Origin of the sequence: Shewanella sp. LZH-2 (assembly GCF_016859145.1) — a bacterium.
Classification (GTDB): Bacteria; Pseudomonadota; Gammaproteobacteria; order Enterobacterales; family Shewanellaceae; genus Shewanella; species Shewanella xiamenensis.
Genome location: NZ_CP069350.1, coordinates 576078 through 590107, shown reverse-complemented (window position 1 = coordinate 590107; position 14030 = coordinate 576078). Strand labels below are relative to the sequence as shown.

The window sequence follows — 14030 nt, the reverse complement described above, 5'->3', positions numbered from 1 at the left end:
GCATCCAGTGCAGCACTATAGCAGCAGAACAACAGACGCGAGACATAATATGTCATAAATTTATACGCCGATTTTTACACGACAGCAAGGGAAATAACTGAAGCTGACTAATAGGCTGAATCGCTTTATAGGGAAAACGCTATGGGTTTCTGTTCTAAAATTAAGCACAATCAATTCAAAAAGTTAGCTTAAAACATCAACAAACAAGAATTAAAACAATAAATAATCATACAAAATCAATAAATTAAGCAAATACAAACCCACAATATGATTATGTGATTTTCACAACAACATTCGATAAAAACTTTGAATAATTGTAAATTTTTGCATATATTGCCCGCACTTTTGACCTAGCTCTCTGTCGGGGGTCGACTCAAGACACAACACCTGAGTCGCTTTGCCATACAGTGCACAGAGCAGGAACTGAGTACAACCTTATTAACCTCTACCCCTACAACAGGAAATAACAATGAAAAAGACATGCCTATGTCTAGCATTAATGCTTTCACCTCAAGCATTTGCTGGTGACTTAGTACAGTGGTGGGATTTCAGTGCAACCGCCCTTTATGGCGAAGACTACGACTTGGCTCCTTCGGACAAGCAAACGACAGTCACACTCGAAACCGCTGGTGCATGGAAATACGGTGATTGGTTTGCCTTCCAAGATTTTATCTATTTCAAAGGCGACCACACGGGCATGGATAGCACCACCTACGGAGAGATTTCACCTCGCTTTAGCGCGAGTAAAATCCTCGGCGAAAAGATTGCCTTCGGCCCAATCACCGATCTTTCATTAGCCCTCACCTACGAAGAAGGTGAAGGCCCTGTGCATAGCTTGCTCTATGGCTTAGGGGTCGATGTTACCGTACCTTACTTTACTTACCTTAACTTTAATACCTATCGTCGCGATGCGATGAGCTCAGGCAACATCAGTGATGGCTGGCAGTTCACCCCAGTATTCAGAATCGATATCCCTGTAGGGTCTGCTAACATCATTCTCGATGGCTTTATCGATTGGGTATTTGCAACAGACAACAGTGGTTATGAAGAGAACTTCCACTTTAATCCTCAGCTTAAATACGATTTAGGTAAGAGCCTATTTGGTGACCATAAGGCAAATAAACTGCTGGTAGGTATCGAGTACGATCTGTGGACCAATAAATACGGCGTGAAAGGTGTCGACCAAGACACTTACTCTGTAATTGCTCAGTACCACTTCTAACAGTGACTGGCAAAAGTCAAAGTTACTTTTGAAAATTAAAAAGGTGCCCAAGGCACCTTTTTTGTTATTGAGCCACTCGCTTTGCAGGGGAGTGATATTTAACCAAGATTACGCGAGTAACTTCTTAGCCGCTGCAACCACGATAGAAACCGCACTGACTTCGGTTTTCTTCATTGTTGCTTCATCAGGAATTTCTTGTTGAGTACGGTTTACGATCACACCCGCCACACAGGCAGCGCGCCAACCTTGAGTCGCACACATAGTAAATAGGGTAGCTGATTCCATTTCATAGTTCAGCACGCCCATTTCTTGCCACTCTTTCATTGAACCAGCAAAACGGCGGGTCACACGGCCAGTGACAGTGTCGTAACGCTCTTGACCTGGATAGAAGGTATCTGAAGATGCGGTAACACCAATATGTGGCTCTACGCCCGCATCGCGGCACGCAGCAACCATAGCTGTGGTACATTCAAAGTTAGCCACTGCTGGGAACTCCATTGGTGCAAAATGTAAGCTCGCGCCATCTAAACGTACTGACGCTTGAGTCACAATCACATCACCCACATTCACATGGGGTTGAATCGCACCTGTAGTACCAACACGTAAGAAGGTATTCACGCCTAATTGCGCTAACTCTTCTACCGCAATCGATGTTGATGGACCACCGATACCGGTAGAACAAATCACCACTGGCTTACCATCAGCATACGCTAGGTAGCTGGTGTACTCGCGGTGGCTTGCAAGAAACGTTGGATTATCCATTAACTCAGCAATACGTTTTACACGCTCAGGATCGCCTGGCACAATCGCCAACGTAGCGCCATCGAGCATCGCTTTGGTCAAACCTAAATGAAATACATCAGCCATCGTGAAAACCCCTTTCATTTTTGATAGTAAAATTCTTATATAATCGACTTTAACCTAGTATCGAAGCGGTGAAGGTTAACTTGATCACAGAATTATCGGCAAGAAGAATTGTTCATCCGTAATGTAATTACCAAATCTATTACAGCTTGATCACAAAGATAGCAAATCTGTGATGCTTCTGTGAGCTTGTATCAATTACGTGGAATAAAGTGTGAGTCAGATCTGACTCAATCGCCACATCAAGCAATATAAAAGATATAGATCATTGATTTATAGCTGATTTGCTGAAATCACGCTTTAGTATTAACCTGTAGAAGGACAAATATTGATCCATATCACGTTTATTCATTATGCCTAAGGTTAGGGTTAAGACGAGACCAAAGCACAGTAGAAAGACGACAAGGAGAACGCCAATGTTTCCAGAGTACCGAGATCTGATTACCACCTTAAAGACCCAAGATGCTCATTTTCAACGTAAATTCAACGAGCACAATCAATTAGATGAGGAAATCAAACAACTGGAAAAACGTGTCGGTAGTGATTTCAATCCCGCAGTGAAAGAGCTCAAGAGCAAAAAACTCCACTTAAAAGAAGAGATCTATCAAATTCTCAAATCCCACAGCTAAGCTGCTATCACGGGAAAAACTAAGGGCGCCGCAGCGCCCTTTTTGTTGCTATCGAAGACCGATTACAGATAGTAATCTTTCAGGGGTGGGAAGCCATTAAAACACACCGCTGAATAAGTCGTGGTGTAAGCACCGGCGGTTAACCAGTACATACGGTCTCCAATCGCTAGGTCATTCGGTAAACCATAGCTGTAGTGCTCATACATAATGTCGGCGCTGTCGCAGGTTGGGCCAGCAATCACGCACTTATCCAGCTCACCCTGTTTATGGGTGTAGATTGGGAATTTAATTGCCTCATCCATGGTTTCGATTAAACCAGAGAACTTACCCACATCGGTAAACACCCAACGCTCTAATGCGGTGTAGGATTTCTTACTGATCAACACCACCTCAGACACCAGCACCCCAGCGTTAGAGATCAGCGAACGACCCGGCTCCAAAATAATTTGGGGAAGATCATCACCAAAATCTTCCTTCAGGAAGTGAGTGATTTGCTCAGCATAGACACCGAGTTGATTGGTTTTGTCGATATAATTCGCAGGGAAACCGCCCCCCATGTTGATCATCTTCAATACAATATTGTGCTCATCGCGCAAACGATCGAAGATACTTTTCACTTTACCAATCGCCGAATCCCAAGCACCGATATCACGTTGCTGTGAACCCACGTGGAATGAAATACCGTAGGGTTCTAAGCCTAATTCCTTCGCCAACACTAACAGCTCATAAGCCATCTCATTTTGGCAACCAAACTTACGAGACAGTGGCCAATCGGCGGTGTCTGTGCCTTCGGTCAGGATACGCACATAGATGCGTGAACCTGGCGCTTCTTCGGCGATCATACGTAAGTCAGCTTCAGAATCCGATGCATACATACGCACGCCACGCTCATAAAAAGCACGTACATCTTGGCGCTTTTTAATGGTATTGCCATAGCTAACACGGTCAGCTGTAACGCCGACATTCATAACCATATCTAGCTCATAAATCGAGGCAATATCAAAGTTTGACCCTTTATTTTTTAGTAATGTCAGGATCTCAGCCGCGGGGTTTGCCTTAACTGCATAATAAACATTGGCATAAGGAAAACTATTAACCATGTCATCGTATTGTTTCGCAATGATACTGGTATCAATCACTACGAACGGGGTCGCTTTATCCTTCGCAAACTCTTCAATACGTTTGAAGGTTTGAGCATCATAATAGTCAGCAACATCAATAGATTGAAATTGGCTCATTGGGCCAGAGTCTCCTTTGGGTCAGATGATAAAAAGTCGTTATGTGTCTTAAAAACGTGCGCAGTAAACGCTATTTTTTTAGTTAACGCAACGAATTTTTATGCTTAATAACTAACTTTTTATTCCAACAAATATTAAGCCGAATTGGACCTAAAAAAACTATTTTTAAAACAGATAATTATGCATAAGAGTTCAGCGAAGAATCTTGAGCTTTATTGGCGCTAAAAATGAATTTTTTAAGATGGCAGCCCGCTTTAGCTAAGGGCAGATTATCAGGGAGAAAACGATAGGATGAACCTTAATTAAGTTCCACGGTGTAGTGATACCAAGCGAGAAAACACATCTGTAGTGTTATATAGGGATTAGTCAGATATAAAAGAGGGGGAAATATCTCCCCCTCAGATAGGGCGTAGTCCTACGACTTTACTGCTGTGACTCATTTAATTTGACTAAGGCTTGGCCTAGGGCTTCGCTGGAGTCAAAGTAAGCAATATCTTGAATATTGAGATTATCCAATAAAATCATGGTTGCCATATCTTTGGTATCGGGCAATAGGCGGCTAATCTGCCCTTCCCTGTCTAAACCAATGGCAAAAGGCAGTTCCTGCATTTGTGGTACAGCCACAAATTTGGCTATCAGCGATGGCATACCACTGATATCAGCCACATAAACTAAATGCGCAGGAAACTTATCCCCCGTTAAAGGCGTTAGAGTTTCTTTAATGATATCGCCACCTTTCATGCTACGACTAAAGAGCACTACTTTGGTTTGTTCGGTAACACTGACCGCCTTATCATTTTGATCTTGCAATGAAATAGGACTTATCGCGTCTCCCGCTACATAACTTGTAGCCAACGCCATCATGGGAGTGAAAAGGAAGGACAGGCACAACAACAGCTTTCTCATAAACACTTAGCTCCATTTTAGATACGGGCAATAGCATACCCGAGTCTGGTAAGCCGCTCATTTAATCCGAGCTATTACATGATACGCTTCACAATGCATCACGAATACGTCTTTAAAAGACGTCCACCCGCATGGGATATATCAGACTTAGCGACCTAACTTCAAACAGTACACTTGCAATTTTAGTCTGTTACAAGTTTACTGTGCTGCCAAAATATCGATAGTGACGGAATACTATGTTGTTGATACTTATCATTATAGCCTTTATCGTACTCTTTGTTTTTTTCGCAAAGTACCAAAAAAAGAAGATTCAAGCCGAAGCGCTTGCCGCAGGGGAACCCTCGGCGCTACTCAATCATGGACTCACATTAATCAATCAGGGCGAAGTCAACTCAGGCCTAGACTATATTCAGCAGGCCGTTGATAAAGGCTTAGCCATTGCCGCCATTGCCATGGCCGAACTGTATTCTGGTCGATTTCCACAGGTGCCCGCCGATCCCAAGGCGTCCAACGATTGGTATAAAAAAGCAGCTGAATTAGAGCCACAATATTTAGCCATGCTCACCCTACCTAACTTGCTCTCTTCGCAAGCACAAACGCCAGACGAGTTAATCGCGCAGGTAGAACAACTCAAACCCAATGCCGAAGCGGGGCAAGTCGAGTTTCAATATGAGCTCGCCTATTTGTATCTCAGACAACCCTTTCTCGATCCCGATGCTAGCCAAGCCATTTATTGGTTCGAAAAGGCGGCCGCCCAAGGCAACCAAGATGCCTATTACCACCTAGGCACCTTGTATTGGCACGATGAACGTGTCACGCCAGACTATAGCAAAGCGCGGGAATACTTTGAGAAAGCCGTCGCCGCCGGTGATGAACTTGCAAAAGATAACTTAGGCCATATGCTGGCCGCTGGCCAAGGCGGCCCTAAGGACCTCGTCCGCGCCGAAGCTTTACTCAGCGAATATGCTGCAGAAAATGATTTTCGCCAGTATTACCTAGGCAAACGTTTCCTCTATGGTGAAGATTTTGCCGTCGACTACGGCAAAGCCCGCCACTGGCTAGAAAAATCCTGCGCCGCTGACAATGTCTTTGCCAAGTTAGCGTTGGCACACCTTAAGCTACTCGACCCACAAACGGATAATGACTATCAACAGGCAAGAACAGAATTCGAGACGCTAGCGTCCCAGTGGCAAGAGGAAGCCCTATTCGGTCTAGGTAAAATCTATGAAGAAGGCTTAGGCGTCTCGCGCCAACCGATTAAAGCCTTAATGTATTACCAACTCGCAGCGATGAGCCATATCAGTGACTATCAAGACGCATATGAGAAGCTCAGTAAGCGCTTAGGTACCCTAGAGATCCGCGAAGCCCAAAGCCTGTGTAATAACTTTCTGCATCAACATCCTATCCCCAATGAGCAGCAAGCTTATTACTACCTTAACCAAGCAGAAATCTACCGCAAGGGTGAGCATCCGAGCCGCGAAGCGCTGCAAACCGCAGAGACTTGGTACCGTAAAGCTGCCGACTTGGGCAGCCAAGATGGTATGCAAGCCCTCGTTGATATCAACCGCCATGAGTCGATTGATAAACCGGTTCAGACATATATTTGGTCGAGCATATTACTGCGCAACTTTGGCAAATACGGGATGAATAGCGATCAGCTTTTGTATCAACAACAAGTCCTGCCTCGCTTAACAGAGTCCGAGTTGTTGTATGCCCAAGATGAAATCGAGAGGATTGAAACTCAGCTAGCACCTTACTTACAGAGTAATGAATAAGGATTAAATTGCTGATTACTAGGGTTTAGCCGTTTGGCCAAACCCTATTATTAAAAACCACGGCTTAAGCCGTGGTTTTGCTCAAATGCCGCAGCAATGTTGCCAACGTAGGCGCAACGGTTTGATGGGATGGATAACACAAACCAATACGGCGAAACATCCGAGGCCCATCGAATTTAATCTGTTTAAGCCGAGGCTCGTCTTCGATTAATCCATCGGGAAGAAAACTCACCCCAAATCCCGCCAATACCAGCGACATCACTAAAGACTTAGATTCTGCCTTCGCCACCAAATTAAGCGACAAATTACTGCATGCGAGTAAGCCTATGGTTTGCTGATGCGCTTCGCAGGGTGGGCACTCAATAAAATCGTACTGACTTAACTCTTCGGGACGAATACTGCTGAGCTGCGCAAGCGGATGCTCAGTCGGCACGCATAGCACATAATCCTCCTCCCACAGCGGAAAAAACACTTCATCCTCATGGCGTAAACTGTCTAAAGTTAACCTGCAATCCGCAGGGCTTTGATAATCCACCAGTTCTAAATCTAAATGACTAATCGCCTGATTGATTTGAGTTAATAATCCTGCAAGACGACGCTGACTCAGATCGGGCATCACGGCTAAGCGCAACTTTTGCCGACTCGCTTTTGCCATAAATAGAGCAGGCAATTTACTGGCCTCCTCCACCAACTTAACCGCCAGTGGATACAGATAGTGAGCGCTATCCAAGGCCTTTACGCCCTTTTTACTGCGCTCGAATAAGGCGCCGCCAAGCTCTTCCTCTAGCTGCTTGAGCCCAGCGGAAAGCGAGGGTTGACTGACATAACAACGTGTTGCCGCCGCGGTAATATTGTTTTCTTCATAAATTGCGATAAAAAAGCGTAATAAGCGTAAATCTACCATCAGCCTTCACCAGTCTGCCCAGCATATGTCATAGGAAAATCCTATCATATCCAGTGGGAATAAGTATTTTCCAGCCTAAAAATCCCCATCTATACTGATGAACAAGCTAGATATTGCTCAATTAACCATATTCTTCGCAGATAAAGATAGGAAACTCAAATGGCAAAGCCCAATAAATCCCTCGTTGTGATCACAGGCGCTTCATCTGGTATTGGCGCAGCTATCGCTAAAAGTTTTAGTGCTGCCGGACACCCACTCTTACTGTTAGCGCGCCGCGTCGAGGCAATGCAAGCCATTGATTTACCAAACAGTTTATCCATCAGCGTTGATGTAACCGATGCAGACGCTATCAAGGCGGCGATTAACCAAGCGGAAGCACAGTTTGGCCCTGTGGGTTGCCTAATCAACAACGCAGGCGTCATGTTGCTTGGGCAAATCGATACCCAAGATCCTAACGAGTGGAGCCGTATGCTCAATATCAATGTAATGGGCGTACTCAATGGTATCCATGCAGTTTTAGCCGGAATGAAGGCGCGCAAAACGGGCACCATTATCAACATCAGCTCAGTGGCGGGACGTAAGACCTTCCCCAACCATGCGGCTTATTGCGCGACTAAATTTGCCGTGCATGCCTTAACCGAAAACATCCGCGAAGAAGTGGCAATGGACGATGTACGCCTAATCACTATTGCACCGGGAGCGGTCGAGACAGAACTCTTAAGCCACACCACGGATGATGCTATCAAAGCTGGCTATCAAGATTGGAAAGTACAAATGGGCGGTGTGATCGCCCCGGAAAACGTTGCCGCAGCAGCATTATTTGCTTGGCAACAACCGCAAAATGTCTGTGTGCGTGAGATAGTGTTAGCGCCAACACGCCAGCAACCTTAAGCAACGTGCTTGGCGCGACCTCGCCAGAATCATGGGTGAAACGCAGTGTGCGAGTGCCGCTGCGTTAAAAAATTTAAAACTCAGTCAAGCGTTATCAACACCTAGTAGACAAAATCTCCCCCTCCATACAGCGAAAATGGAGCTAAATCATTTCGAATAACTACTTTAGATATTGCAAATTTTACAAAGTGTTAACTCGATCACTATCCATTTTCAGACCTTTACAACCTTAAACCTACCCTACTACACAACATACTAATTTAGCTGCAAAAACAACCTGTTGTTTTTGCAAATGTAAATATCTGTCAAAGTCACCCCTCATCAGTCAATTAGATTTTTATCAATGAAATTTTTATCAATTAGATTTTTTTAATGAAGGTGATATACCTCAAATAAACATCCCATCACCTTTGATAAATTTATTCACAAGGTGGAAGCAATAGACACATTCCACCAACAAAGTCATGTGAATGACAATTAAGAAAGGATGAGATGATGAAAACTTCAACTAAGATCGCAATCGCCGTCGCACTAATTAGCAGCTTAGGCCTTCAAGCCTATGCCGCCGAAGGGGGTAATCCTAAAAAAGGGAAACACCTCTATAAAAAAGAATGTAAAGCCTGCCATAGCCAAAGTGGTGAAGGTGGCGAGCTAACCCCAATGAGCAAAACCATGAGCCAATGGGATCGCTTCTTCGACAAAGATAAACATAAACTCAAACCAGAGGTATTCAACGGCCTCACCGAGCAAGATCTCAAAGATATACAGCAATTTCTGTATGACCATGCCGCCGACTCGGAGCAACCGCAAACCTGCGGTTAATTGCTGCTAAGCCTAAATCAAAGGGATAACCGCAGGCCTGCAACTGCAAGTTAACCCATTGAAATAAAATCCAAGCCCAATAAGAGAAAAATGGGGAGCACACCTCAGGGCCTCCTGTTGGGTAAATTTGGCACAGAGCCTTGAGCCAGTGCCAGCGGAACACTCAGGGAGAAACCCTATGCGTACACGTACACTCATTTCGATATTGGTTGCTAATGCGCTGTTTATGTCCGGCCAAGCCTTTGCCGCAGCCAACGAAACACCAGCCGACACCCAAAAAATGGCCGAGCTGAAACAACAACTGGTCGATATCACCGAACAGCTCGATGAACTCAATAGCCGCGTCGATAAAACCGAACGCCACACCTCGTTAGACCGCCTTGAAATCACCGGCGACTTTAGAACCAAGGTCCACTCACTGCATTACCGCGATGTTGTTTGGAACCCTGCCATTAAGGTGGACTTTAATGACTTTGGCGCCAAGGCCATGTCCGGCGCCTTCGGGATGCCAAACGATCCTAACTCACCACTCGGCCAGATGATGCAAGCCAATCCCGATCTGGCCGCCGCCTTTCAAAATGGCATGTTACAGGGTGTGATGCCCTATGTACTGGCACAGCAACATATCCAAGATATTGATAACGATATCTTTTATACCACTCGCCTGCGGTTAAATCTTAAAGCGAAAGTATGGGATAACGTCAGCTTTGCCGGTCGTCTGAGCATGTACAAAAACTGGGGCGACTCCACCGGCGTACAAGTGTTCGACTCTTGGCGCTCATTCACAATGGATGGCACCAGCAGCGGCAATACCAGTGGTGACTGGCTGCGGGTCGAGCGCGCCTATTTCGACTGGAAAAACATCAACGGCTCCGAGTTTTACCTCTCCATTGGCCGCCGCCCATCCACCTATGGCCCACCAAGCCACTACCGTGAAAACGAACTGCGTGGCGGCACGCCTTCTGGCCATTTAGTTAACTTTAACTTCGACGGTGCCACCTTAGGCTACAACCTAGGGGAAATCACTGGCGTTGAGGGGCAAGTGGTTCGCTTCTGTTATGGCCAAGGCTTTGAATCCCAATGGGGTAATGGCGAAATGTTTGGCGATATCGTCACCAAGGATACTCACCTCGGCGGCTTTAATATCGATGCCATTAACGATGGTACTAACTTCCTGCAATTTACCCTGTTTGGTGCCAAGGACGTCAACGATGGCTTTAAAGGCACAATGGCCTTCCCGACCCAACTGGCAGGCATTTTTGCCCCCACCATGTACCAAGATATGCAAAAGTTTGACAACTTTAACTTTGTCACCCGAGTGCAACCTAGCGGCGTCATTGGTGATATGTACCTCGGCGGCATAGGCTTTGCACGGGAAGAAACTAACGATATCAAATGGTTTGCGTCACTAGGCTGGACGCGCGCAGAGCCAAATGGCAATGCCGGCATGTTCGGCGGCATGTTATCCGATGCGGTGTTTGAAGCGGAACTCAACAGCACAGGGACCGAAATCATCATGGTGCCGAAAACCAGCGATGATACTGAGACCAAAGATGGTTATGGCATCTATGTGGGTATTCAAATCCCCGCGCCCTACGGCAAGTTTGGCTTGGAATATAACTATGGTTCCGAATACTGGACGCCCTTCACCCAAGCTCAAGATGACCCTATTGGCAGCAAGTTAGCCACCCGTGGCCACGTTGGCGAAGCCTATTACATCTTTGATATCAATCCCAAGATGTTTATCAAACTGGCCGGACTCTACTACGACTACGAATACACAGGTAGCGGCACGCCTGTGGGCGCACCACAAAAAATCGATGACGTGTTAGCGGGCTCAGCCTACTCAATGCTGCCTGTGGTCGATAAGGCCTTCGATGTGAACGCCTCACTGACTATTAACTTCTAACCTAGACGCCATTCAGCCCTCGGTATCGCCGAGGGCAGGAGTACAGAATGAAAAAACTCATTGTTATTGCCTTAGCGGGTTTGGCATTGCAAGCGCAGGCTGCCAATCCCCATAAAGATGTTCTCAAAGGCCCCTTCGCCACAGGTTCTGAGGTCACGACTCAGTGCTTAACCTGCCACGAAGAACAAGCTACAGACATGATGAAAACCTCCCACTGGACATGGGAATTAGAACAAAAGCTCCCCGATAGAACCGTATTACGCGGTAAGAAAAACAGTATCAATAACTTCTGTGTGTCGATTTCCAGCAACGAGCCTCGCTGCACTAGCTGCCACGCTGGTTATGGTTGGAAGGACAGCAACTTTGATTTTAAAGATAAAACCAAAGTGGACTGCTTAGTCTGCCACGACACCACAGGCACCTATGTGAAAGACCCCGCTGGTGCAGGCGAGCCTATGGCTAAACTCGATCTGGCGAAGATCGCGCAAAACGTGGGTGAACCCGTGCGGGATAACTGCGGTAGCTGCCATTTCTATGGTGGCGGTGGTGATGCGGTCAAGCACGGGGATCTCGACTCTTCTATGGCCTATCCCGATAAAGCCACCGATGTGCATATGGACAGCGACGGCAATAACTTCCAATGCCAAAACTGTCATACCACTGAAAAACATCAAATATCAGGTAATGCGATGGGCGTATCCCCTGGCGGTATTGACCATATAGGTTGTGAGAACTGCCACGAGCGCGCGCCGCACAGCAACAAAAAGCTCAATACCCATACCGCAACCGTGGCCTGCCAAACCTGCCATATTCCATTCTTCGCTAAGAATGAGCCCACCAAAATGCACTGGGATTGGTCAACTGCGGGTGATGATAAACCTGAGACCGTAGATCAATACGGCAAACACACCTATCAGAAGAAAAAGGGTGACTTTGTATGGGAAAAAATGGTCAAGCCACAGTACGCTTGGTACAACGGCACCGCAAACGCTTATATGGCGGGGGACAAGATGGACCCGAAAGTCGTCACCAAGCTGACCTACCCTATGGGCGACATTAACGACGCTAAAGCCAAGATTTATCCCTTTAAGGTACATACAGGTAAGCAGATTTACGACAAAAAACTCAATATCTTTATCACCCCGAAAACCTACGGCAAAGGCGGATATTGGAGCGAGTTTGATTGGAATTTAGCGGCGAAACTGGGCATGGAGGTTAACACCACCATGATTGAAAAAGGCATCAAATACAGTGGTGAATATGACTTTGCCGCCACCGAAATGTGGTGGAGGATCAACCACATGGTCTCACCAAAAGAACAAGCACTTAATTGTAATGACTGCCACAACAAAGGCACTCGCCTCGATTGGCAAGCCTTGGGCTATCAAGGTGACCCGATGAAAAACAAACAAGGCCCTAAACACAAACAACAATAATCGTACTGACTCGCTGAAAGCCTATCCGAGGCTAAAGCGATTATCGCTCCCCTGCAACCTTCGAGAGCTGATGCCGTTGGCTAAGCTCTCTTTTTTATCAGCTATACTCTGCCAACAAAGACAAATCGGCACAGAGAAAAAACAATACTGTCCCAGTTTGTCTCAACCAATTGGCGTGAAAAGGAGTTTGGCTCTGTTTATAAGTCAAATCAACTGATTTTTATGGCATTTATTTTGCCTAAGCAGGCAATGTTCAATTGTGGCAACCTCTATGACCGCGGGCAAAACCCCAACACAGCACCCCACTCAACCGCTCAACCGTTTACTCGGTGAAACCAGCGGCGCCTTTGCTGACTTAGGCACATTTTTACCTTTAGTCTTGGGCTTAATTGCCCTAAACCAATTTTCGCCCCAAGGGATATTTTTAGGCTTTGGCCTATTCGCCATCTTAAGCGCCTTATTTTATCGCCGTCCGATCCCAGTTCAGCCCATGAAGGTCATCGCTGCCCTTGTGATCGCCCAAGGCTTAACGCCAGGGATGCTCCAAGCCAGTGCCATGCTGATGGGTATCATTCTGTTAATCTTGGCGTTTAGCGGCGCCATTACTTGGCTTGCCAAGCAATTATCCCAAGCAGTGAGTGTGGGGATTCAATTAGCGATTGGTCTGCAATTGATGTGGATGGGCACTAAGATGATGAGTGACTTTTGGTTGCTCGGACTCGGCGCGTTTGCCTTACTGTTTGTGAGTAAATTCTTGCCATTGCGTTACCTTGCCATGCCACTCGTTATCGCAGCGGGTATGTTGTGGCAAGCCAACAGCCAAACCGAAATAACTAGTAGCCTGACGATTCCCGCTTTGAGCGCCTCACTGCATTTGGCTTGGCCGAGTCTTAATGAGTGGAGCTCGGCGGCGATTTTACTGGTACTGCCACAACTCGCCCTCACCTTAACCAATGCGGTAATAGCAACTTCAGCCATGGCGCAGGAAAAATTCCCCGAAGACGCCGCTAAACTCACGCCTAAAAACTTGGCCATTAGCTCTGGGCTGGCCAATTTGTTACTCGCGCCTTTTGGTGCAGCGGCCATGTGCCATGGTGCAGGAGGCCTTGCGGTGCAGTATCACTTTGGCGCACGCACCCATCTCGCACCATTAATCTTCGGCGGTACTTGTGTGGTTATCGCCCTGTTTTGGAATAGCCAAATGGCATGGTTGCTCGGGCTTATTCCTGTAGCGATTCTCGGCAGTTTGCTGTCCATCGGCGGTTTGCAACTGGCGTGGTCAAAACGCCTTATTGATGGTAAGCCCTTCTGTATCTTTGTGATCTTATCTACCGCTGTGACCTGCCTAGCCATTAACGCCGCGGCAGGGCTTGCCGTGGGGATTCTTCTTGAGCAAGGTCGCCGCACTTGGGCCATGCTCGCGATGCGTTAAGC

12 protein-coding genes are annotated in these 14030 nt (G+C 46.5%); 8 read left to right on the top strand and 4 right to left on the bottom strand.

Going from position 1 to position 14030, the window contains the following annotated elements; translation table 11 throughout:
• Positions 1-469 precede the first annotated feature (469 nt).
• Positions 470-1222 (top strand): outer membrane protein OmpK, encoded by a 753-nt coding sequence (locus JM642_RS02740; RefSeq protein ID WP_144344812.1) that lies wholly within the window; start codon positions 470-472, stop codon positions 1220-1222.
• A 108-nt stretch (positions 1223-1330) separates the two neighbouring features.
• Here JM642_RS02740 and udp read toward each other — a convergent pair whose 3' ends face one another.
• Positions 1331-2089: a uridine phosphorylase gene (udp, locus tag JM642_RS02735; RefSeq protein ID WP_037422367.1), complete on the bottom strand. Its 759-nt coding sequence runs from the start codon at positions 2087-2089 to the stop codon at positions 1331-1333.
• A 413-nt stretch (positions 2090-2502) separates the two neighbouring features.
• On the opposite strand from udp, the gene JM642_RS02730 reads away from it, so the two are divergent.
• Positions 2503-2715 carry a DUF465 domain-containing protein gene (locus JM642_RS02730; RefSeq protein ID WP_037428200.1) on the top strand — a complete coding sequence of 71 codons (213 nt, stop codon included), beginning with the start codon at positions 2503-2505 and terminating at the stop codon, positions 2713-2715.
• A gap of 62 nt (positions 2716-2777) precedes the next feature.
• Here JM642_RS02730 and JM642_RS02725 read toward each other — a convergent pair whose 3' ends face one another.
• Positions 2778-3953, bottom strand: a complete 1176-nt coding sequence (locus JM642_RS02725) for a type III PLP-dependent enzyme (RefSeq protein WP_037422364.1) — start codon at positions 3951-3953, stop codon at positions 2778-2780.
• Positions 3954-4376: 423 nt separating this feature from the next.
• Positions 4377-4859 carry a hypothetical protein gene (locus JM642_RS02720; protein ID WP_037422362.1) on the bottom strand — a complete coding sequence of 161 codons (483 nt, stop codon included), beginning with the start codon at positions 4857-4859 and terminating at the stop codon, positions 4377-4379.
• A gap of 236 nt (positions 4860-5095) precedes the next feature.
• On the opposite strand from JM642_RS02720, the gene JM642_RS02715 reads away from it, so the two are divergent.
• Positions 5096-6634 carry a tetratricopeptide repeat protein gene (locus JM642_RS02715; RefSeq protein WP_203432661.1) on the top strand — a complete coding sequence of 513 codons (1539 nt, stop codon included), beginning with the start codon at positions 5096-5098 and terminating at the stop codon, positions 6632-6634.
• Between the two features lie 64 nt (positions 6635-6698).
• On the opposite strand, the gene JM642_RS02710 is transcribed toward JM642_RS02715, so the two are convergent.
• Positions 6699-7538 (bottom strand): LysR family transcriptional regulator, encoded by an 840-nt coding sequence (locus tag JM642_RS02710; protein ID WP_069454181.1) that lies wholly within the window; start codon positions 7536-7538, stop codon positions 6699-6701.
• Between the two features lie 159 nt (positions 7539-7697).
• Between JM642_RS02710 and JM642_RS02705 the strand changes: the two genes are divergently transcribed.
• The 5 genes from JM642_RS02705 to JM642_RS02685 all read left to right on the top strand — a co-directional run bounded on the left by JM642_RS02705 (position 7698) and on the right by JM642_RS02685 (position 14028).
• Positions 7698-8429 carry an SDR family oxidoreductase gene (locus JM642_RS02705; RefSeq protein WP_203432659.1) on the top strand — a complete coding sequence of 244 codons (732 nt, stop codon included), beginning with the start codon at positions 7698-7700 and terminating at the stop codon, positions 8427-8429.
• 492 nt (positions 8430-8921) lie between these two features.
• Positions 8922-9251 (top strand): c-type cytochrome, encoded by a 330-nt coding sequence (locus tag JM642_RS02700; protein WP_172590884.1) that lies wholly within the window; start codon positions 8922-8924, stop codon positions 9249-9251.
• A 178-nt stretch (positions 9252-9429) separates the two neighbouring features.
• Positions 9430-11160 carry a DUF3373 domain-containing protein gene (locus JM642_RS02695; protein WP_172590883.1) on the top strand — a complete coding sequence of 577 codons (1731 nt, stop codon included), beginning with the start codon at positions 9430-9432 and terminating at the stop codon, positions 11158-11160.
• Positions 11161-11207: 47 nt separating this feature from the next.
• The gene (locus JM642_RS02690; RefSeq protein ID WP_172590882.1) at positions 11208-12596 is read left to right on the top strand and encodes a tetrathionate reductase family octaheme c-type cytochrome; all 1389 of its coding nucleotides are present in this window, start codon (positions 11208-11210) and stop codon (positions 12594-12596) included.
• 271 nt (positions 12597-12867) lie between these two features.
• Complete coding sequence (locus tag JM642_RS02685) at positions 12868-14028, top strand: putative sulfate/molybdate transporter (RefSeq protein ID WP_203433715.1); 1161 nt, start codon at positions 12868-12870, stop codon at positions 14026-14028.
• The last annotated feature ends 2 nt before the right edge of the window (positions 14029-14030 follow it).

Excerpts from the sequence above, each read along its gene's own strand:
- JM642_RS02710 (WP_069454181.1), bottom strand. The coding sequence starts at position 7,538 with ATGGTAGATTTACGCTTATTACGCTTTTTTATCGCAATTTATGAAGAA.
- JM642_RS02685 (WP_203433715.1), top strand. The coding sequence starts at position 12,868 with ATGACCGCGGGCAAAACCCCAACACAGCACCCCACTCAACCGCTCAAC.
- JM642_RS02715 (WP_203432661.1), top strand. The coding sequence starts at position 5,096 with ATGTTGTTGATACTTATCATTATAGCCTTTATCGTACTCTTTGTTTTT.
- JM642_RS02720 (WP_037422362.1), bottom strand. The coding sequence starts at position 4,859 with ATGAGAAAGCTGTTGTTGTGCCTGTCCTTCCTTTTCACTCCCATGATG.
- JM642_RS02705 (WP_203432659.1), top strand. The coding sequence starts at position 7,698 with ATGGCAAAGCCCAATAAATCCCTCGTTGTGATCACAGGCGCTTCATCT.
- JM642_RS02725 (WP_037422364.1), bottom strand. The coding sequence starts at position 3,953 with ATGAGCCAATTTCAATCTATTGATGTTGCTGACTATTATGATGCTCAA.
- JM642_RS02690 (WP_172590882.1), top strand. The coding sequence starts at position 11,208 with ATGAAAAAACTCATTGTTATTGCCTTAGCGGGTTTGGCATTGCAAGCG.
- JM642_RS02730 (WP_037428200.1), top strand. The coding sequence starts at position 2,503 with ATGTTTCCAGAGTACCGAGATCTGATTACCACCTTAAAGACCCAAGAT.
- JM642_RS02700 (WP_172590884.1), top strand. The coding sequence starts at position 8,922 with ATGATGAAAACTTCAACTAAGATCGCAATCGCCGTCGCACTAATTAGC.
- JM642_RS02740 (WP_144344812.1), top strand. The coding sequence starts at position 470 with ATGAAAAAGACATGCCTATGTCTAGCATTAATGCTTTCACCTCAAGCA.
- JM642_RS02695 (WP_172590883.1), top strand. The coding sequence starts at position 9,430 with ATGCGTACACGTACACTCATTTCGATATTGGTTGCTAATGCGCTGTTT.
- udp (WP_037422367.1), bottom strand. The coding sequence starts at position 2,089 with ATGGCTGATGTATTTCATTTAGGTTTGACCAAAGCGATGCTCGATGGC.